The sequence below is a fragment of the Nostoc sp. CALU 1950 genome (assembly GCF_051172895.1).
GTDB lineage: Bacteria > Cyanobacteriota > Cyanobacteriia > Cyanobacteriales > Nostocaceae > Nostoc > Nostoc edaphicum_A.
This window is the reverse complement of the sequence record NZ_JBDNJQ010000027.1, coordinates 1-18664: the sequence shown is the minus strand read 5'-3', so window position 1 is coordinate 18664 and position 18664 is coordinate 1. Positions and strand designations below refer to the sequence as shown.

The 18664-nt window shown below is 41.6% G+C and carries 14 protein-coding genes, 1 tRNA gene and 1 pseudogene; 8 read left to right on the top strand and 8 right to left on the bottom strand.

What is annotated here, in order from left to right:
- Window positions 1-273 precede the first annotated feature (273 nt).
- The 6 genes from ABF638_RS10370 to ABF638_RS10345 all read left to right on the top strand — a co-directional run bounded on the left by ABF638_RS10370 (window position 274) and on the right by ABF638_RS10345 (window position 7521).
- Complete coding sequence (locus ABF638_RS10370; RefSeq protein WP_435022547.1) at window positions 274-1434, top strand: glycosyltransferase family 4 protein; 1161 nt, start codon at window positions 274-276, stop codon at window positions 1432-1434.
- 65 nt (window positions 1435-1499) lie between these two features.
- Window positions 1500-2492, top strand: coding sequence for a glycosyltransferase family 2 protein (locus ABF638_RS10365; protein WP_435022545.1), 993 nt, complete (start codon window positions 1500-1502; stop codon window positions 2490-2492).
- 222 nt (window positions 2493-2714) lie between these two features.
- Entirely contained in the window at window positions 2715-3917 is a 1203-nt protein-coding gene (locus tag ABF638_RS10360) for a glycosyltransferase family 4 protein (protein WP_435022543.1), read from the top strand.
- The gene (locus tag ABF638_RS10355; protein WP_435022541.1) at window positions 3835-4764 is read left to right on the top strand and encodes a glycosyltransferase family 2 protein; all 930 of its coding nucleotides are present in this window, start codon (window positions 3835-3837) and stop codon (window positions 4762-4764) included. The genes ABF638_RS10360 and ABF638_RS10355 overlap by 83 nt, the downstream gene beginning before the upstream one ends.
- 96 nt (window positions 4765-4860) lie before the next feature.
- On the top strand, window positions 4861-6303 hold the full coding sequence (locus ABF638_RS10350; RefSeq protein WP_435022539.1) for an O-antigen ligase domain-containing protein: 1443 nt from the start codon (window positions 4861-4863) through the stop codon (window positions 6301-6303).
- An 84-nt stretch (window positions 6304-6387) separates the two neighbouring features.
- Window positions 6388-7521: a glycosyltransferase family 4 protein gene (locus ABF638_RS10345; RefSeq protein WP_435022537.1), complete on the top strand. Its 1134-nt coding sequence runs from the start codon at window positions 6388-6390 to the stop codon at window positions 7519-7521.
- A 210-nt stretch (window positions 7522-7731) separates the two neighbouring features.
- Here the strand turns inward: ABF638_RS10345 and ABF638_RS10340 are convergent, their stop codons facing one another.
- From ABF638_RS10340 to ABF638_RS10315, 6 genes and pseudogenes are all read right to left on the bottom strand, one after another.
- On the bottom strand, window positions 7732-8949 hold the full coding sequence (locus ABF638_RS10340) for an ABC transporter permease (RefSeq protein ID WP_069074616.1): 1218 nt from the start codon (window positions 8947-8949) through the stop codon (window positions 7732-7734).
- Between the two features lie 18 nt (window positions 8950-8967).
- On the bottom strand, window positions 8968-10437 hold the full coding sequence (locus ABF638_RS10335) for an efflux RND transporter periplasmic adaptor subunit (RefSeq protein ID WP_435022534.1): 1470 nt from the start codon (window positions 10435-10437) through the stop codon (window positions 8968-8970).
- A gap of 356 nt (window positions 10438-10793) precedes the next feature.
- Window positions 10794-11435 (bottom strand): Uma2 family endonuclease, encoded by a 642-nt coding sequence (locus tag ABF638_RS10330; protein ID WP_435022532.1) that lies wholly within the window; start codon window positions 11433-11435, stop codon window positions 10794-10796.
- Between the two features lie 129 nt (window positions 11436-11564).
- Complete coding sequence (locus ABF638_RS10325) at window positions 11565-12020, bottom strand: response regulator (protein WP_435022531.1); 456 nt, start codon at window positions 12018-12020, stop codon at window positions 11565-11567.
- Between the two features lie 505 nt (window positions 12021-12525).
- Window positions 12526-14838 carry an NACHT domain-containing protein gene (locus tag ABF638_RS10320; RefSeq protein ID WP_435022530.1) on the bottom strand — a complete coding sequence of 771 codons (2313 nt, stop codon included), beginning with the start codon at window positions 14836-14838 and terminating at the stop codon, window positions 12526-12528.
- Between the two features lie 460 nt (window positions 14839-15298).
- A pseudogene (locus tag ABF638_RS10315) lies at window positions 15299-15702 on the bottom strand (fasciclin domain-containing protein).
- Between the two features lie 682 nt (window positions 15703-16384).
- Here ABF638_RS10315 and ABF638_RS10310 point away from each other — a divergent pair.
- Window positions 16385-16516, top strand: a complete 132-nt coding sequence (locus ABF638_RS10310; RefSeq protein ID WP_435022528.1) for a hypothetical protein — start codon at window positions 16385-16387, stop codon at window positions 16514-16516.
- A gap of 38 nt (window positions 16517-16554) precedes the next feature.
- Here the strand turns inward: ABF638_RS10310 and ABF638_RS10305 are convergent.
- Both ABF638_RS10305 and ABF638_RS10300 read right to left on the bottom strand, forming a co-directional pair.
- Window positions 16555-16628: transfer RNA gene (locus ABF638_RS10305), tRNA-Val, on the bottom strand.
- Window positions 16629-16791: 163 nt separating this feature from the next.
- Window positions 16792-17412 (bottom strand): hypothetical protein, encoded by a 621-nt coding sequence (locus ABF638_RS10300; protein WP_435022526.1) that lies wholly within the window; start codon window positions 17410-17412, stop codon window positions 16792-16794.
- A gap of 141 nt (window positions 17413-17553) precedes the next feature.
- Between ABF638_RS10300 and ABF638_RS10295 the strand changes: the two genes are divergently transcribed.
- Window positions 17554-18531 (top strand): SDR family NAD(P)-dependent oxidoreductase, encoded by a 978-nt coding sequence (locus tag ABF638_RS10295; RefSeq protein ID WP_435022524.1) that lies wholly within the window; start codon window positions 17554-17556, stop codon window positions 18529-18531.
- Window positions 18532-18664: the final 133 nt, after the last annotated feature.

Here is an 18664-nt window from a genome sequence, read left to right as displayed (position 1 = left end):
ATCAAAATAGATTAAGTAATGTAAAAATCTTGAGATTAGTTCGTAGTGTTCGCGCAGCATCTCGTAGAGAGGACTTTAGTCCTCAAATGAGGGCTGAAGCCCTCACTACAAACCTTAAATTATTCATGTCGCTCTACTTAGCTATGTATCTGTATCAGTAATTTGGTGAAATTATATCGCCAAAAACCACTATTCTAAAGCCTTATTATCAAAGATAATAAGTTTTTAGCAACTATCAAACTTGGTTAAATATACTAAAAAATATCAGAAAATATGTACCAGAAAATAATTGACCCAAACCTGATTTATCAATGCTCCAATTTTGATGTAGGTGAAGGCGGGGGAGTTGAAACTTATTTAGCTTCTCTATTTGAACATCGACCACACGAAGTTAGCGATCGCGTGATAAAATCGCTCAAGAATATAGATCAAAGCCAGTTTAAACTGTTGCATATCCACAGCCCAGATTTGCTATTGCAGCTTACAGGCGAATGTCCCGCAGTTTTCAGCGTTCATAATCACTCATTCTACTGTCCTAGTGGCACAAAGTATTTAGCGGAGCAGCGGACAATCTGCGATCGCAATTTCTCTTACTTAGGATGTACCTGGGGTAAGTTAATAGATAAATGTGGTAGCCGTAGACCCTTAAAAACTCTTAGAGAACTTCAAAACACTCATCAATTATTAGATTTATTAAAAAAGGTAAAAATTACTTTTCTTGCTAATAGCGAATATGTGCGCCAAGAATTAATTCAAAATGGTGTACCTCCTGAACAAACTGTAACGCTACACTGTGGTATATCTGTACCAAAAATAGAAACTGCACCCCTAAGTTTAGAAGTTCATCAAAATCATAGAATTTTGTTTGCTGGACGAATTGTTTCTGATAAAGGTCTGGAATGGTTACTCAAAACCTTAATACATACAAACCCACAAATTCAACTTGATATTGCGGGTGAAGGCTGGGAACGACCCCGCTTAGAAAAGTTAGCAAAGACCCTCGGATTGAATAACCGAATTACTTGGCATGGTTGGTGCGATCGCGATAAAATAAATCAACTTTATCAACAGTGTTTTGCAGTCGTTTTTCCTAGTGTTTGGCCTGAACCTGCTGGTCTTGTAACTCTCGAAGCATACTCTCGTTATCGACCTGTAATTGGTAGTGCAGTCGGAGGAATTCCAGAACATTTACGAGATGGAGAAACAGGTATTCTTGTTCCAGGTAATGATATTCAAAAACTGGCTGATGCGATCCATGAATTGTATACTGATCATCCAAAAAGCCGATATATGGGCATACAAGGTCATGCTTTATTGATGAAAGAATTTACAATGGCTGCTCATGTAAATAATCTGCGAACAATTTATGCAAAAACAATAGCTAACTTTCCTTCGAGGGCGAAAAAGTTATATAGCATCCCTCAAGCTAAATAATCTGAGTTTGCTAAAAATATCAATTAGTGCAATCTTCTACTTAGAAAACATCAAGGGAGAACAATATGTCATTGCAGCAAGAATGCGAAGCACCTTTAGTTAGCGTTATTATTCCCACCTATAATCGTTCAGAGTATCTTAAGCTTGCGATCGCTAGTGCTGTAAATCAAACTTATCAAAATATCGAAATTATTATTTCTGATAATTGTAGCCCAGAAAATCCTCAAGCACTTGTCGAATCTTTTGGTGATTCACGCATCAGATTTTGGCGACATCAGCAAAATGTGGGTATGCTTGCTAATCAGCAGCATGGCTTTAAGATGGCGCGAGGTAAATATGTTGCTAGTCTCCATGATGATGATATCTGGAATGAAGATTTTTTAGCAAAGCTAATACCACTACTTGAAGCAAATTCTGAGTTAGTTATCGCTTTTTGCGACCAATATATTATAAATGCATCTGGGAAAATTAATAAAATTGGAACTGAAGAAAATACACGCGCTTACAAACGGGACAAACTAGCAAAAGGAATTCATCAATCTTTTTATAAAATTGGATTGATAGATAAAAGCATACCCACTGCTGCATCTTGTGTAATTCGCAATAATTTTATTGATTGGGATACTATTCCCTCAGAAGTTGGTGGAATGTGGGATTTATATTTAACTTATCTCTGCTGTATATCTGGTGGTAGCGCTTATTACTATCCCGAAAGATTGACGCAATATCGCGCCCATGAGCAAACTGATACTATGCTCAGTGGTAGTCGAGATGTACAGGCAAAAATTCGCAAAGCTAAAAGCGAAATGTTTTGTTATCAAGTCTTTATGGAAGACCCTCGCTTACAGCACTTTAAAACTTATTTTCAACGGAAATGGTTAGAAGCTAATACCACTTTGGGTATTGGTTTGCTGCGAAGTGAACAAATAGCCGCAGCACGTCCTTATTTTTGGCAAGTGCTGAATCAACAAAAATTTGATGTGCGAACTATAGCGGCACTTACTCTTAGTTTCACGCCGCGAGTTGTGGCAAGTAAGTTAATGAAAATACCAAAATAATGAAGAAGAATTCAGAAGTCAGAATTCAGGAGTCAGCAATCATAAAGTAATCATATTTTACCTTTAGAAGTTGTTGTTTTTAACTTAGATGTAGAGCCTGCTTGCCACAGGCTATCGCAGAGATGCAAAGGAGCAAGAGAGAATAAAAAGAAGATTCTTTTCAACTCTTCTTTTACATATTTGTATCTTTGTGTGAGTTGATATTACTAAGGAAAATAGAGTATGAAACTTTGTATTGTTACTCATAAAATCAAAAAAGGTGATGGTCAGGGGCGGGTAAACTATGAGGTTGCTAATGAAGCAATTCGTCGTGGCCATCACCTGACATTATTAGCTAGTGAAGTTGCTCCAGAATTAGAAAATAATAGCCAAGTTAATTGGATTAAAATTCCAGTCAAAGGCTATCCCACAGAATTTTTGCGTAATTTTGTATTTGCTCAAAAAAGTGCAGATTGGTTACGTCAACATCGCTCTGAAATTGATTTAGTTAAAGTCAATGGAGCAATTAATCTGGCTGCGGCTGATGTGAATGCTGTACATTTTGTCCACAGTTCATGGTTGCGATCGCCTGTTCATATTTCCCGCAACCGCCGAGACTTATATGGTTTCTACCAATGGCTGTTTACGGCTTTTAATGCCCATTGGGAAAAACAGGCTTTCCAAAAAGCGCAGGTTGTTGTGGCTGTATCGGAAAAAATCGGTCATGAATTAGTCAATATTGGTGTACCTCGTTCTCGGATTCGCGTAATTGTCAATGGCGTTGATTTAGAAGAGTTTGCCCCCGGACAAAGCAATCGCCAAAAATTAGGTTTACCGGAAAATGTCACCCTAGCATTGTTCGCTGGAGACATCCGCACACCCAGAAAGAACTTAGATACCATACTGCACGCCTTGGTGAAAGTTCCCGATTTACATTTGGCGGTGGTGGGTCATATCGAAGGTAGTCCCTTCCCTCAACTGGCAGCTTCCTTGGGGTTAAGCGATCGCGTGCATTTTCTCGGATATCGTCGTGATATCCCCGAAATTATGCGGTCAGTAGATTTATTTATTTTTCCTTCCCGATATGAAGCTTGTAGCCTCGTATTGTTAGAAGCACTTTCTTCAGGACTACCAGTAATTACTGCCACAGCTACCGGAGGTGCAGAGTTGGTGACACCAGAATGTGGCATCGTCTTACCCGACTCAGATGATATTGATGCTTTAGCTGTGGCGCTGATGTCCTTGGTGAGCGATGTCCCATTGATGCAACAAATGGGTCAAGTAGCTCGTTCTGTGGCAGAACAACATAGCTGGATTACTATGGCACAAACTTATGTGGATCTATTCGAGGAGTTAAGCAAGAATGCGGAACACAGTTCTGATACCGACTTATCGCCGTCCACAAGACCTCTCACGCTGCCTTTTGGCGCTACAGGAGCAAATTAAACCCGTTGATCAGGTGATAGTGGTTGTCCGCGATACGGATGCAGAAACTTGGCAATTCCTGGCGCAATTAAACGCGCCCAACTTGCCACTGCATACTGTGAAAGTTACACAACCGGGGGTAGTAGCAGCCCTTAACGCCGGATTGGCAGCAGTGGAAGGCGATATTGTTTCCATTACTGATGATGATGCCGCACCTCACCCAGATTGGTTAGAGCGCATCGCCGCTTACTTTACCTCAGATAGTCGCCTCGGCGGTCTGGGAGGGCGTGATTGGATACACCACGGCAGCAAATTAGAAGACGCATCCCGTCCAGTGGTCGGACAGTTGCAGTGGTTTGGGCGAGTGATTGGCAACCATCATCTGGGAGTGGGAGAACCGCGCGAAGTCGATATTCTCAAGGGCGTAAACATGAGTTTTCGTAAAGAGGCAATCGGACAATTACGCTTTGATGAGCGGATGCGTGGTACTGGAGCGCAAGTACACTTTGAAATGGCATTCACTCTCGCATTAAAGCGGGCTGGTTGGAAGATAATTTATGATCCTAACGTTGCTGTAGATCACTATCCAGCACAACGTTTTGATGAAGATCAGCGCAATAACTTTAATGAAGTTGCCTTTATTAATTTAGTCCATAATGAAACCTTAGTTTTATTAGAGCATTTGCCATTTATCCGCCGGATTGTATTTTTATTCTGGGCAATATTCGTGGGTACATGCGATAGCTTGGGCTTCGTACAATGGTTGAGATTTTTACCTAGCCAAGGGCAGTTGGCGGGGAAAAAATTACTAGCATCTTGGCGTGGACGTTGGCAAGGATATAAAGAATTCGTAATTCGTAATTCGTAATTAAAAAATAAGTTCGTAGTAAGGACTTTAGTCCTTATTTTTTAAGCACTAAAGTGCTTACTACAAACCTTTGGTAAGTCCAAAATATAAAATTGAATGAATTCTAGACAGATACTTTTTAATAGTTTTTCACAAGAAAACTATTCTCCCCAAGAGCGATCGCTACAGGGTTGGATGGCGATCGCAGGTTTTCTATTACTGACTGTAGTTTGCTATTTTGCTGGGGCTACTGCTGCATTACGCCTAATTTATCCAGTGACAGCTTTAGTAGTAGCCGTGTTTTTATACTTGCGGCATCCCATTCTCTACATTAGCTTTACCTGGTGGATCTGGTTTCTTACGCCCTTAGCTACCCGCTTAGTTGACTATCGAGTTGGCTGGGATGCTAGCCGTCAAATGCTCATAGCACCCTATTTGGTGGTGTTTGTCACCATAGCAACTTTTTTACGACACTTTCCCCGCGCCTCTCGCCAAGGGGGATTACCCTTTGTTTTGGCTTTTATTGGAGTCTTTTATGGGTTTCTAATCGGTCTGATTTATAACCCACCTATCCCTGTAGCTCGCGGTTTACTAGATTGGCTCAGTCCGATCATCTTCGCTTTTCACTTATTTACTAATTGGCGAGATTATCCCAGCTATCGCCAAAACATTCAGCGAACATTCCTATGGTGTGTGTTGATTTTAGGAGCTTATGGCGTATACCAATTCGTTGTAGCTCCAGAGTGGGACAGGTATTGGCTCATAGAATCAAAACTATTCATGAGTTCTGGAAACCCTGTGCCTTTCGGGATGCGCGTCTGGAGTACATTGCACTCAGTCGGCCCCTTTGGTTCCGTCATGCAAGCTGGATTGCTATTGTTATTTACCAGTTCAGGAAACTTAATTTTCCCTGCTTCAGCTGTTGGTTACTTGTCTTTTCTGCTGACACAAGCACGTACTAATTGGGGGGGCTGGTTATTAGGAATAATTTTGATTATGGGTTCAGTCAAAACCCGGATTCAAATGCGCCTAATCACCATAATTGTGGTGATGGCAATTTGTGTTGTGCCATTGACAACTATCGAGCCAATTGCTGGCGTTGTTGCAGCGCGTTTGGAAACATTTTCCAATCTTGAAGAAGATAACAGCTTTAAAGATAGATCGGGAAGTTATGACAAAAATCTTGGTTTAGCCCTTTCTAATGGTTTAGGTAATGGGTTAGGAAATATTTGGAAAGTCAACGAAAAAACCGGTCAAATTGAAGTGGTGGTAATTGATAGCGGTATTTTAGATATGTTTTTCACCCTTGGTTGGTTTGGAGCCATCTTTTATATGGGTGGATTAATTTTTTTAATTATTAGTGTCAGCAAATATGGTGAAGGTCGTTTTGATAGTTTTATCAGTGCTGCCCGTGCCATTGGTATTAGTTCTGCTACTCAGCTAGTTATTGGTAGTGGCATGTTAAGCGTCGCAGGAATGATTCTTTGGGGATTTTTAGCTATGGCTATGGCGGGACATAAATATTATCAACATCAAAATAATTCGTTAAGTGGTCATTAGTCATTGGTCATTGGTCATTTGTCATTAGTCATTGGATTTTGTTAAAAGACGAAACTTATAACTTAAATAGGAATGATATAGATTATGAAAGTAATTATTGTAATGCCGCTAGCTGAACAACGAGGTGGCGGTGAAATGATGCTTTGGGATTTGGTGCAGCAGGGACGTAATGCTGGTGTTGAGTGGCTGGTGATATTTTTAGAAGACGGCCCGATGGTCGAACAAGTAAAGTCTCTTGGTATTGATACGCGAGTTGTGGAAAGTGGACGTTTACGCCAAATCCACCGTTTTGTTGGCGCTGTTTTTCGCATAGCTGCGATCGCACGCCGCGAACGTGCAGATATAATTGTCAATTGGATGTGGATCACGCATATATCTGGAGGTTTGGCGGCAATGCTGGCGGGCTTACCTGCTATATGGTATCAACTAGAAGTACCTAGTGATAAGACTTGGTTAGTGCGATTCGCTACTTTAATCCCAGCGCGGGCAATTATCACTCTTTCTCAAGATGGTAAACAAGCACAGGCAGAGATTTGGCCCCACAGACCAACACCTTTGGTTTATCCTGGTGTCGCATTAGACCGATTTGAGCCTAATGCTTTACCAACTCCAGAAGAAGCACGCCGGAAACTGGGCTTACCTTTACACGGGCCGTTGATTGGAATTGTTGGACGATTGCAACGATGGAAGGGAATGCACGTACTGGTGCAAGCAATGCCCAAAATTTTACAGAAGTATCCCGATGCCCATTGTGTTGTGGTTGGCGGTAAGCATGATTTGGAGCCGGATTATGAGGACTTCTTAAAAACTGAAATCGCTACTTTGGGCTTGAAAGAGCAAGTAATTATGGCTGGGCTACAGCGTAATATCCCAGAGTGGGTACAGGCGATGGATGTATTCGTTCATGCATCGGATAAAGAGCCGTTTGGGATTGTGATTATTGAGGCGATGGCGTTGGGTAAACCTGTGATTGCTGGAGATGCAGGCGGCCCGACAGAGATTATTACTGATGGGATGAATGGACTATTAACACCTTACGGCGATGCGGATAAATTAGCGATCGCAATTCTCCGCTATCTTGACGAACAAGAATTTGCCCGGAGTGCGGGAGTAGCCGCCAGACAACGCGCCCTCGATTTTTCAACGCAGAATTATGCCCAAAATTTTATTAGTGCAATTCGTTCTGCAATGCCTAGCACTCTATCGCAAAAGTTTTAATCCTTTTGTAAACAGTGCTGAGTGCGATTATTAACGCCATGTGCGACTTTATCTCAAACCTAACCCCCAACCCCTTCCCTACTAGCGTTGGGTAGCAAAAATCAAAGCCTCTCTCCTAAAAGGAGAGAGGTTTGGAGAGAGGTCAGAATATTAAGTTGCACATCGCGTATTATTACTCAGCACTCAGCACTCATTACTCAGCACTCCTTACTAAGCACTTCTCAAAGCCACAATGGGGTCGAGTTTAGCGGCGCGACGTGCAGGAACAACGCCAAAAAATAAACCAATACCTCCAGAGACACCAACTGCCATAGTAATCGCTACAGGAGAAAGACTCGCTTCTAAAGGTGTCAAGGCTCCCACTAATAGGATGCCACTAATACCAACCGCAGTCCCAACTAAACCGCCAGCTGCGGAAACTATCACTGCCTCAATGATGAACTGTAGCAAAATATCTTGCTCAGTTGCCCCGATCGCTTTTCGCAATCCGATTTCTTGGGTGCGTTCGGTAACGGAAACTAGCATAATATTCATGATGCCAATGCCGCCGACAAATAACGATATGCCTGCGATCGCAGCTAGCATAATTGTCAATGCACCTGTAATTTGACCGACAGTTTGCAAAGCATCTTTCTGGGTGCGAATAGTAAAGTCATCTTCGCCATTAATTTTGTGCCGTAGACGCAGCAAATTAGTAATTTGAAATTCTGCTGCATCCACGCTATCGGAATCACTAGCGGCAGCAACAAGATAATCTAAAGCAATACCATAAGGAGAATTCTTTCCCACAAGTCGGTTTGCTGAAGTCGTAATCGGTATTAAAGCAGCATCATCATAATCTGCTCCCACGCTGGAACCTTTGGCTATTAGCGTCCCAATCACTTGAAAACTGGTATTTCCAACTCGCAATTGCTGTCCTATCGGGTTACTACTGCCAAATAGTTTTTCTGCCAAGTCTCCACCCAGCACTACAACTTGGTTACTTCGCTTGATGTCTACCTCAGAGAAAAACCTACCTTTGGCAGTTTCAAAATCCCGCACTGATAGGAAGCTGGGAGTTGTGCCAATGATGTTGACATCGGTGTTTTTATTGCGGTATGTAACTACCTGTCTTCTGTTTAACTCTGGCGCAACTCCTACTACTGTTGGTACTTGAGAAGCGATCGCTTCCGCATCTTGCAACACCAGAGTTTTTGGCACTTCAAAGGATATCCGCTGAGTTTCTCGATTACCTGGCAGTACAAATAGCACATTTGGCCCTAGTGACTCCAGCTGTTTATTAACGAACTTTTGCCCACCTTCGCCAATCCCAATCATGGCAATCACTGAGGCGTTGCCAATAACTATACCCAACATAGTGAGGGCGCTACGCAGCTTATTCGATAGCAGAGTTTTCCCCGCCATTTGGACACTTTCTAAAAAATTCATATCTTAAACAATTACGAATTACGAATTATTCTGTTCTTTCGCTTTTTCAATTTTGTAGTCTTTAGGTGGGTTCACAAAAACGCGATCGCCTTCTTTAATTCCCCCTAAAATCTGAGTTTGATTTTGGATTTGCGCCCCAATTGTAACTTCGCGGAACTGGGGTTTATTGTTTGCATCTGGTATGAGTACCCCAGTTTGACCCTTTTCGGTGACGATTGACACCGTTGGTAATACTAAGGCATTATTAACGCGATCGCCTAAGAAAGTCAGATCCACATTTAGTCCAGAACGCAGCTCATCTGTCCCAGTATCGAGAGCAACCCGCACCTGGAAGGATGTTACACCTTGTTCCACCACTGCTTCGGGAGCAATCAGGCGCACTTTACCTTTAAAAACTTGATCGGGATAAGCGTCGGCGACAATTTCCACTTGCTGTCCCTGCTTAATTCTGCCAATATCGGCTTCGGGAACTTGAGCTAATACTTCTAAACCCCTTGCTACAGCCACAATTGAACTGGAAGTTGCCGACGCACTAGCAGAAGCAGAAGTTGTGGGTGTAACAAACGCCCCTGGATCAGCATACTTTTGAGTAACAATTCCCGAAAGAGGAGCGCGAATAATAGTCTCATCTAACTGCACTTGCACACCCTTCAATTGAGCCTCAGCAGATGCAACTGCTGCTTGACGCTGGACAATTTCTTCAGAACGAGTGCCATCTTCTAAGAGTACCAATGCTGCTCGTGCTTCATTGACAGCTGCTTGGCGTTGGTCGATTTCCTCAGTCCGAGTGCCACTTTGGACTAACGACAATCGTTTTTTAGCTTCTTCTAAACTAGCTCTAGCACTTTTGTCGTCACTGATGGCTTGATCGAGTAATTGTTTTCTCTCTGCTCCCTCTTTATATAAGTATTGATAACGCTTTACCTGTTCACTGGTGTAATTCACCCTTGCTTGAGCCGCATCCACTTGTGATTGAGATTGAGCAATCTCTTGAGGACGATTACCAGCCTTAGCCGCAGCTAGTTGAGCTTGAGCTTGTGCTAATCGCGCCCTAGCTTGAGCGATTTCTTGAGGACGACTACCAGCAACAGCTTGGGCTAGCTGTGCTTGACTTTGGGCTAAGTTGGCACGGTACTGGCTCCTTTGGGCTTCGATGCTGGCACTATCCATCCGGGCGAGAATTTGCCCTTGTTGAATGCGATCGCCTTGTTCCACGTATAATTGCGACAGCACACCGGGGTTCTTCGGACTAATATTGACGCTCTGAACTGGCACGACTTTCCCACTAGCTGTAATCCGCAATGTCACATTTTGTGCTGCCACTGGCACAGTTAATTGAGCAATATCTTCTTTGTTTGTCCCTTGTTTTACCAAGGTGTAGGTTGTAACTGTACCCACAAGCAAAGCACCCCCTGCCATCAGCCCCATCAGCCAGCGTAATGGATACTTAACTTTGCCAATAACTGGAATTTCTATGTGCGTAGCCATATTAAAGAAGCCTGTAAATCTTGCTATATAAGAGTAGCTTTTAGTTAGAGATAAGTTGAAAATACGGAGTTGTTAAAGCTTTAGGATTAAATTTTTATGAGTCAATTAACAACTAGACGCATAATGTGCTTCATAGTTGCTTAATCTTCCTTCATACTAGGCATTAGTATTTCTGTATGTCTTCACCTGAATGGGTGACTTTAGCCACAATGTATTAGTGCAATCCTGAACCATTCGTGAGATTCTATGACTTGCAATTCTCACAAATCTCATAGGATTGCTATGGTGCAATCAGGCATTAGTTGCTCTGTATCTTTTTCCCCATTCCCCATTCCCTACCCCAAGGCAGTTTGTACTTATTGCTGAAATTGGGTTAATAACCAAGCACCAACTTGACTTTGATTTATTTGGCGAGTCTGTCGTAATGCATCGTTTAATAAAGAAATTGCTAATCCTGGTAATACCTGAGATTCTGTAATTCGCCTACTACCTTGGTTCTCAATGGCAAAAGCCATAACTTGGACATTCTGGACATTTAAAATCCAGTATTCTTTCACTCCTAAATCTTCGTACAAAAGCCGTTTTTCACCTTGATCATCAGCAAGTGAAGTATTCGCAACTTCAATAACTAAATCTGATGGTGGATATATATCTAGATTAATGATTGAAGTTCCATAAGGAATGACACCCGCATTTTCACCAATATAGTAAGACACATCAGGTTGCGCTTCCTTAAAGCCTGCTTTCCGATATGTACAATTATCCTTACCATTTAGAGCAATACCTTTGATACTGGCAAACAAGTTAACAGCAAAGAGAATAATTGTATGGTCGCTGGCATGGTCATTCCCGACTGGTGGCATTTCAATCCTCATGTGTCCATTGTGGTAGTAGCCCTTGGCTTTTTGGTAGGCAGGATTTTCAATTATTTGGATATATTCATCCCAAGTTGCTGCTATCCAGGTATCGGTTGCTAGTTGGGTCTGTAATTCGCTCATAACATTGCGAAAGAGGAACTTCAACAACGATCATACAAGTTTCATTTTCCAGCACTAAACGACTTTAGCTATACAGTCCAGAAATTTATGATGCTGCGGGCAAGCAACATAGACGCTTAAACTGATCTACTACTGTAAAACTAGTACATCGTGGCGAATATTTTCCGCCATATTTTTCTGTATTTGATTCCTAATTATGGAAATAAATTTGTCCAGGTCGAATGGTTTAAGTAAATATTCTTCAAACTCTACATCTGGAATTTGGTCATGAGTACCTGTGGTAGATGTCGAAGTCACAATGATTGGAATATGATTACCATTGTCTGCTTCCATAGCACTCAATATATTGAGCAATGTATAAATACTTTCACCTAAAAACCTAATTTCACAGACAAGGATGTTGGGTGTAAACCAACTCAGGGTTTCTAAAGCTTCTTTTACTGAACCAGCGGTAATCACATTTGCGCTCAGGTCTTTGAGTAAAAATGCGTACAAATCTCTACTATCGCGATCATTGTCTACAACAAGTACTTGTACACCTTTGAGTATCCCAACTGCCAAGCAATAGTCATTGATGAAATTCATAATAAGACCTGCGATTAAGGCTTTAATTGCAAAGTGATCTGAAAAATCCTTAGTCTTAAAGAGAGCAGAGAACCGAATAGGTCAAATAAAAAGTACCAGAAAACCACTTAAATGCTTAAAATTGCTAGGTTATGTTCTTATACTATGAGCAAGTGTTGTTTGATTTCCTAAATGAGTTGATTAATTACGACACAAAACGTAGGAAAACTTTTCAAGTTACAAAAATCTCTGCTTTGTCTGTAAGAAGATGTTTTAAAAGTCCTCTAGTCGGTAGCAAAACGTTTTAGACCCCCCCAACCCCCCTTAAAAAGGCAGGCAAAAATCTCTCAAAGTCCTCCTTTTTAAGGAGGATTTAGGAGGATCACATGACGTTTTGAGTCGTGTGTAGAGATGTGTATACACCGTAGCCTTGCAAAGGGGAGGGAACTAGATTTCTTTTTTCCCCCAATGCATCGGGGGATTAAGGGGGGTAATTTAACTTTCTCTAAAGGGTTAATCAACGGAACTATTGCCATTCCCTATCCTCAAGTTCCTTCTGAGGCAACAATAAGGTGGCTTCAATTTCTTGCCTGATAGCGGCGGTTACTTCACAATTGCTATGCAGGCAATCGAGTAGTAACTGATTAGCATCGTAGTAATATTGTAACACTTGCTGTTGTTCAGTACTAAACTGCCACTGGTGGTTAATGTTGCGATAATTAATGATCGTCTTTTTTAACTGTTCAGCCCAGGCTGAATAGTTTGTCTGCAACCATAGCTGAAACCGTTCTTGACTTTGACGAGAATTTGGAAATTGGTCAGAGAGTTGTTGCAGGGATTTATGGAGTCCGACATCCAGAACAATGCCCAGAATGATTGACAGAGCATCTCCACAGGCGTGAATGTGGGCAAAGTCCTGGTTCCCATCAATTGCACATTCCAGCAGCAGGTCATCTAATGCGGCATCTAGAAACATTCCTTGGTCGAGGCTGCTAGCTAGAGCAAAGTGAGGAGCTACGTGAGGAGTCCGACTTAAGGCCAGGTAAAATGCTCGAACTGTCGCATCTTTTGCTTGGGTGGGAATACTGCGAGATTTTTGACTAGCCCATGCTAAAAACTCTTGTAAATAAGCGTCTTGGGCAACTAGTGCATCAATCTGTTGCTTCATCAACTGTACTAAAGAGTCTGCACTCCGAAGCATGGTGGCGGTTAATAAGAAGATTTCGCGCCAGTGCGGGTCGGTGATATGACTGACCAGACCTCCGAGTGCTTGCCCAAATGCCTCTAGGTTATGGCTGGCAACGATTTTCCTGGCTGTGAAGTATTCTTGAAAGGCCAGATAGGAGAAAGAAAAAATTCCCCGCGCCCGTTCTGCTAGTAGCCCATGTTGAGCCTCAATTGCTTTTAGGGCTGCTTCGCTTTCTATTTGCAGTTCGTCTGCATCCATTGGCACGTTGGTCAAATTCTGAATATAGTCACCAATATATTGCTCAACGATGCGTTGCTCAAAAAAGTACTGACCTTCCTCAAATGTCGCGGCTGCAATCTGACTCAATAATTTAAGCTTTTGTGGTAACAAAAATCCTCGGTAAATGTTATCTCGTTCAATGCCTTTAGCTTCATCCCATTTACCCAATAGAAGGTCTAAACCTTGCTTATAAAAGTCAGTCCGCTTAGTCGGAAATTTTTCTTGACCGTGAAACACCCAGCAGGCAAGATGCAGAAATAAGGGTGTGACGACGAGTTGGCGAAATTGCCAGTTTTCAGCTAAGTCTAGCTTCTGAATAAACTCACTGGACTGTGCCTGACCATCTTGAGTATTGGTCTTGCTAAAGGCAACAAACCATTTTTGAGCGAAGGCTTGGATTTGTTCTGAGGTAAATGGGGCAATTTCAACATCGGTAAAGCCTCGGAGTCTAAGTCTTTGAGATGCTGTTCGACAGGTGGCTACCAATTTATTTTTGTGATACTTCTCTGAAAATCTACGAATTTCGCTTAAGACAGCATTGCTTTGTTGGTTAAGAATTTCATCCATGCCATCAAGCAACAATAACACTCTGCCTGCACTAAACAAGGTTTCGATGACTGAGGGATCTGAAATTCCGGATGTGATAAACTCCTGGCGGATGTACTTTAATAGGCTGAAGTCGTTGGTAATCTTATACTCTTGGGCAAAGTTTCTCAGTGTGATAAATATCGGCACATGATTTGCCGCAAATGCGCCTTGGTTACATTGAATGGCGAGATGTTGCAAAAAGGTGGTTTTACCTACTCCTGGTTTGCCTAGCACCCTGAGCTTGGAGTGTGTTTCAACTGCCTGTCTACCAGGTATCTGGTTTAAGCCAATCTCACCTAAGCCAAAACGGTCAAATTCTTTGGGATCAAGTTTTTGCAGTTCGGTGATTTCTAACCACTGTTGACTGGCAATTTCCTCCAAAATATTCACATCTATATATATGTCATCGATCGCAACAGGACGGCTGATATCCAATAACTGCAAAATACCACACTGGTCTTGAATTTTGTCGAAGCGTTGCGATCGCACCTGTTGCACTAATCTATCAATATCTAGCACAGGAGGTTGGGCGTATTCTTCTAGTTCCAAGAATTCTGCCGGAGGATTGGTAGCAATCTCCCGCCAATTCAGTTCCAAAATCAAACAAATCTCAATAAAGGTATGACGCTCAACCGGACGACCACTGAAAAACCGCCAAATTGGTTGTCTAGTCTTGAGGTTGACTTCTGCTGCTAGATTGTCTTGTGTCCACCCCTTGAGAGTAAATGCTCTTTTAGCCTGTTGGATTCCAATGATTGATGCTTGGAGCGATCGCTTGACCATAGGACAAAAACCCTGCTCCTGAAATCATAAACTTTAACTTTTATAAATATCTGCAATTTTATAGCTGTTGTTGTGATAATAACATTTTACTTGCTTAAAGTTATACAAAATTCCAGAGTTACTATCAAGTTTTTAAACTTTTGTGACAAACTCAAACGTTATACGTTTATCTCATACACTTTAAGCGTTGCCAATACCTCAATTAAAACAATGGTTCTTTTTGAAAGCATAAATTGTTAAATTAATTTAACTGATGTTGTTTTTATTGATCGGGCAAATTTGAAGATAAATAATGTCCCCGTCTAAAGTATTTACTAAGTGAAACAACCTGACAAAATATAAAACAAACCTCTCTCCTCTTAGGAGAGAGGTTTGGGGAGAGGTATAACATTTAACTTGGTTGAGTTACTTAAAATATATCTAGACACTTGTGAAGTAGTTACTATAAATAGTTTCTAGCTCACACACATGATTCGTTATCTATACATTTGTTACCTGAGGAATCAACAATGATGTGGATGACACCGTTATCATCAACAGCATTGGGTTTTGAGACTGTGGGGTATGATTTACGTTCACATTATGGAAAGGATCAATTTTCAAACTTGAACCTCCAATCGGCTTTATGGGCATTATCTTGCCAGAAACAACATGATAGGTCAGAAGTTCCTGAAGCTTATTAATATTGTTAAGCAATGTTTCTACAGTATCTGCTGGAAGCTTTGCAAAAGCTTGATCTGTGGATGCAGAGGCGATAAACGAGTCAACACCTTTGAGAGTATCTATCAGATTAGCAGCCTTGATTGCATCGACAAGGCTGCTAAAAGAACCAGCGGTAACGGCATTATCAACAGTATTAGCCATTTATTTCACTTGGTTTTATTTAATTTGTTAATTATTGTTAGCATGACATCTTAGTGTTAGAAATCATGTTTGAGCAAACGGTTGAATAGCGTATAAGTTGTATGATATGAGCAAAAAAATTAAAAAATTAATTGAAGAAGAATTCAGAAGTCAGAATTCAGGAGTCAGAATGAAGATGCTCTCTACGAGACGCTAAAAGTGAACGCGGACTCAACGCTACGCTATCAGTGAGGGATTCAGACCCGCCACTGTCTTGTTGACCACTAATGCAGATTTAGTGAGAGTGCAAAAACGCCCTGGATTCATCCACCATGAAGTTCAAAATACCCAACTGAATTCTGGTTCCTGACTCCTGAATTCTGTTTCGATTAAAATACAACAGAATTTAGAAGTTATGGAGTCAATGGAAAAATATTGTTAGCGAAATGAGAAAGCAAACTCCAGTTTACTTGCGGAATCTACTGAAGTGAGCAAGCAAAATCCAGTTTGCTTGCTGAATCTACCGAAATGAGAAAGCAATCAAGCATTTTGAGAAAGCAATATGGCTTTTTGCTTGCTGAATCTACTGAAATGAGAAAGCAATCAAGCATTTTGAGAAAGTAATATGGCTTTTTGCTTACAGAATCTACTGAAATGAGAAAGCAAACACCCTATCTACGCCAAGGATTGGAGAGACTTAACCTTGCTAAAAAAAGTATACGATGATGCGATCGCACAATTTACCAACTACAACATCTCAGTCCAAACCCCAAAAGAAGCCGTCGAACGCCAACTTCAGCGAAGGATAAAATTCTCAAACAGCCAAGTCAACTAGTTCTAACGACACTAATCTGTAGCTGTACAAATACAAAATGGACGTAACTGGATTCGAACCAGTGACCTCTACGATGTCAACGTAGCGCTCTAACCAACTGAGCTATACGTCCTTAACCACACAATTATCAATAGTAGCATATACTTCTTTGACAAGGCAAGACAAAAGACCAAATTAGGCGAACTCCATGCACCACCCGCTACGAATGAAAGAAAAAAGTCAACTCCTCTTCCCTCTCGCTTTCAGTAAAACTGCCTGATTTCCTGAAAAAGTCTTTAAACTTTTCGAATCCAAAATGCTAATCCTCCTCCACGACCACGAGCTGCAATGAAATCTTCCGTCACTAAAAAGAAGCCAAAGAAGGGTAATTTAGCTATGGGCTGGTTGTAGAAATCTTCTGTTTGAATTTGACCAGCACGGATTGGTCTGTTGTAAACAACACGACCAAACAGACTGATAAGCATCTGGTTAAAGTCAAACGCCAATAAATTTTTCTTACCTAAATATTGCACTGGCCCCGTGAGCTTCAATAAAACTGGGCCAAATTCAACCTGATTACTAATTTCGCCTCGATTTGAATCCTGTTGCAAAGTGGCATCAAAGGAAACATGGATTGCAATAAACTTGGGTACATACAAACCCTTGCCTAATAAAATTCCCCCACGCTTTCTCGCTTTTTTAGTACCAGTAACAAAGCAAAGTTGCCATTTACCGACAAGAGACTCAAACGGATAAGTCAACCGTTGCTGCTTGGCAGCTTTTTCTGCTTGTAGCAACGCAGTTACTAATATTTCAGCACTAGGGCGTGTACCTCTCTCTCCTCGATAGGCCGCCGCAGCCTGGGATAGCATAGTCACAAAGTCAAATGTCGTTATAGATGTCAAGTTAGCCGTCATGAAGGCACTTTGGATTTAACTATTTCTTTGCTTTCCTGATAGATTGTAGCGTTCATCTGTTTTGTTTCCTTCTATCTGTAGGTATTTTATAAACAGGACTTACGCACTAGCTTGTAAAAGATTAGGGACAAATGAGCAATCATGAAACACCTTGAAGGTAAAGTGGCTTTGGTCACAGGGGCTACACGGGGAATTGGTAGGGGAATTGCGATTGGCCTTGGTGAAGCAGGTGCAACTGTATACATTACAGGTCGCAGCCTCAACAACTCTTCCAGTGATGCGGTTTCAGGAAGTCTTGGTGACACTCAATTAGCTATTGAGGAAGTCGGTGGTGTATGCATTCCTGTTCAAGTAGACCACAGCGACGATGAACAGGTACGTTTGCTTTTCGATCGCATTCAAGATGAGCAGGATGGACAACTCGACCTACTGGTAAATAATGCTTACTCAGGAGTTCAAGCATTAAGAGACGCTTATGGGCAGCCCTTTTGGGATTGTGAACCAAGTCTTTGGGATGCTAGTAACAATGTTGGTCTTCGTAGCCATTATGTTGCGAGTATTTTTGCAGCCCGAATGATGACTAAGCGTAATTCTGGACTAATTTGCACCATTTCCTCGTGGGGTAGTATGTCTTATATTTTTAATACAGCTTATGGTGTTGGTAAAGCCGCTTGCGATCGCCTAGCTGCTGATATGGCTGTTGAACTCAAGCCTTATAATGTTGCTTCTGTTTCAATTTGGCCAGGTATTGTTGGTACTGAGCTTTTTGCCCGTTTTGCTTCGGAAATGAATCAAACTAATGCTACTGACCCAAAAAACTCATTAATTAGCGATCGCTATAACTGGGAAACTCCCTTATTAACTGGACGGGTGATTGCTGCACTTGCTTGTGAGCCAAATGTTATGAGCCGTACAGGACGTGTGCAGATTGTTGCTGAACTAGCTAAGAAATATGGAATTGTCGATGAGAATGGCGATCAGCCTGCATCGCTACGTTCTCTACGTTTTGTACTGCCAGCTGCATTGCCTGTACTAAGACAATACTCATGGCTCATACCTGATATTAAAATGCCGTGGTCACTGCTATTATTGAATGCTCTCGGTTCGCCTAAAATTTAATTGGTATTGAGCATGGGGCATTGGGCATACATTTTATAATGCAACAATGAGTCTTTGAACTGGATTAATCCACCTTTGATCCTCGTGAATGAGTCTTTGAACTGGATTCATCCACCTTTAATCCTCGTGAATG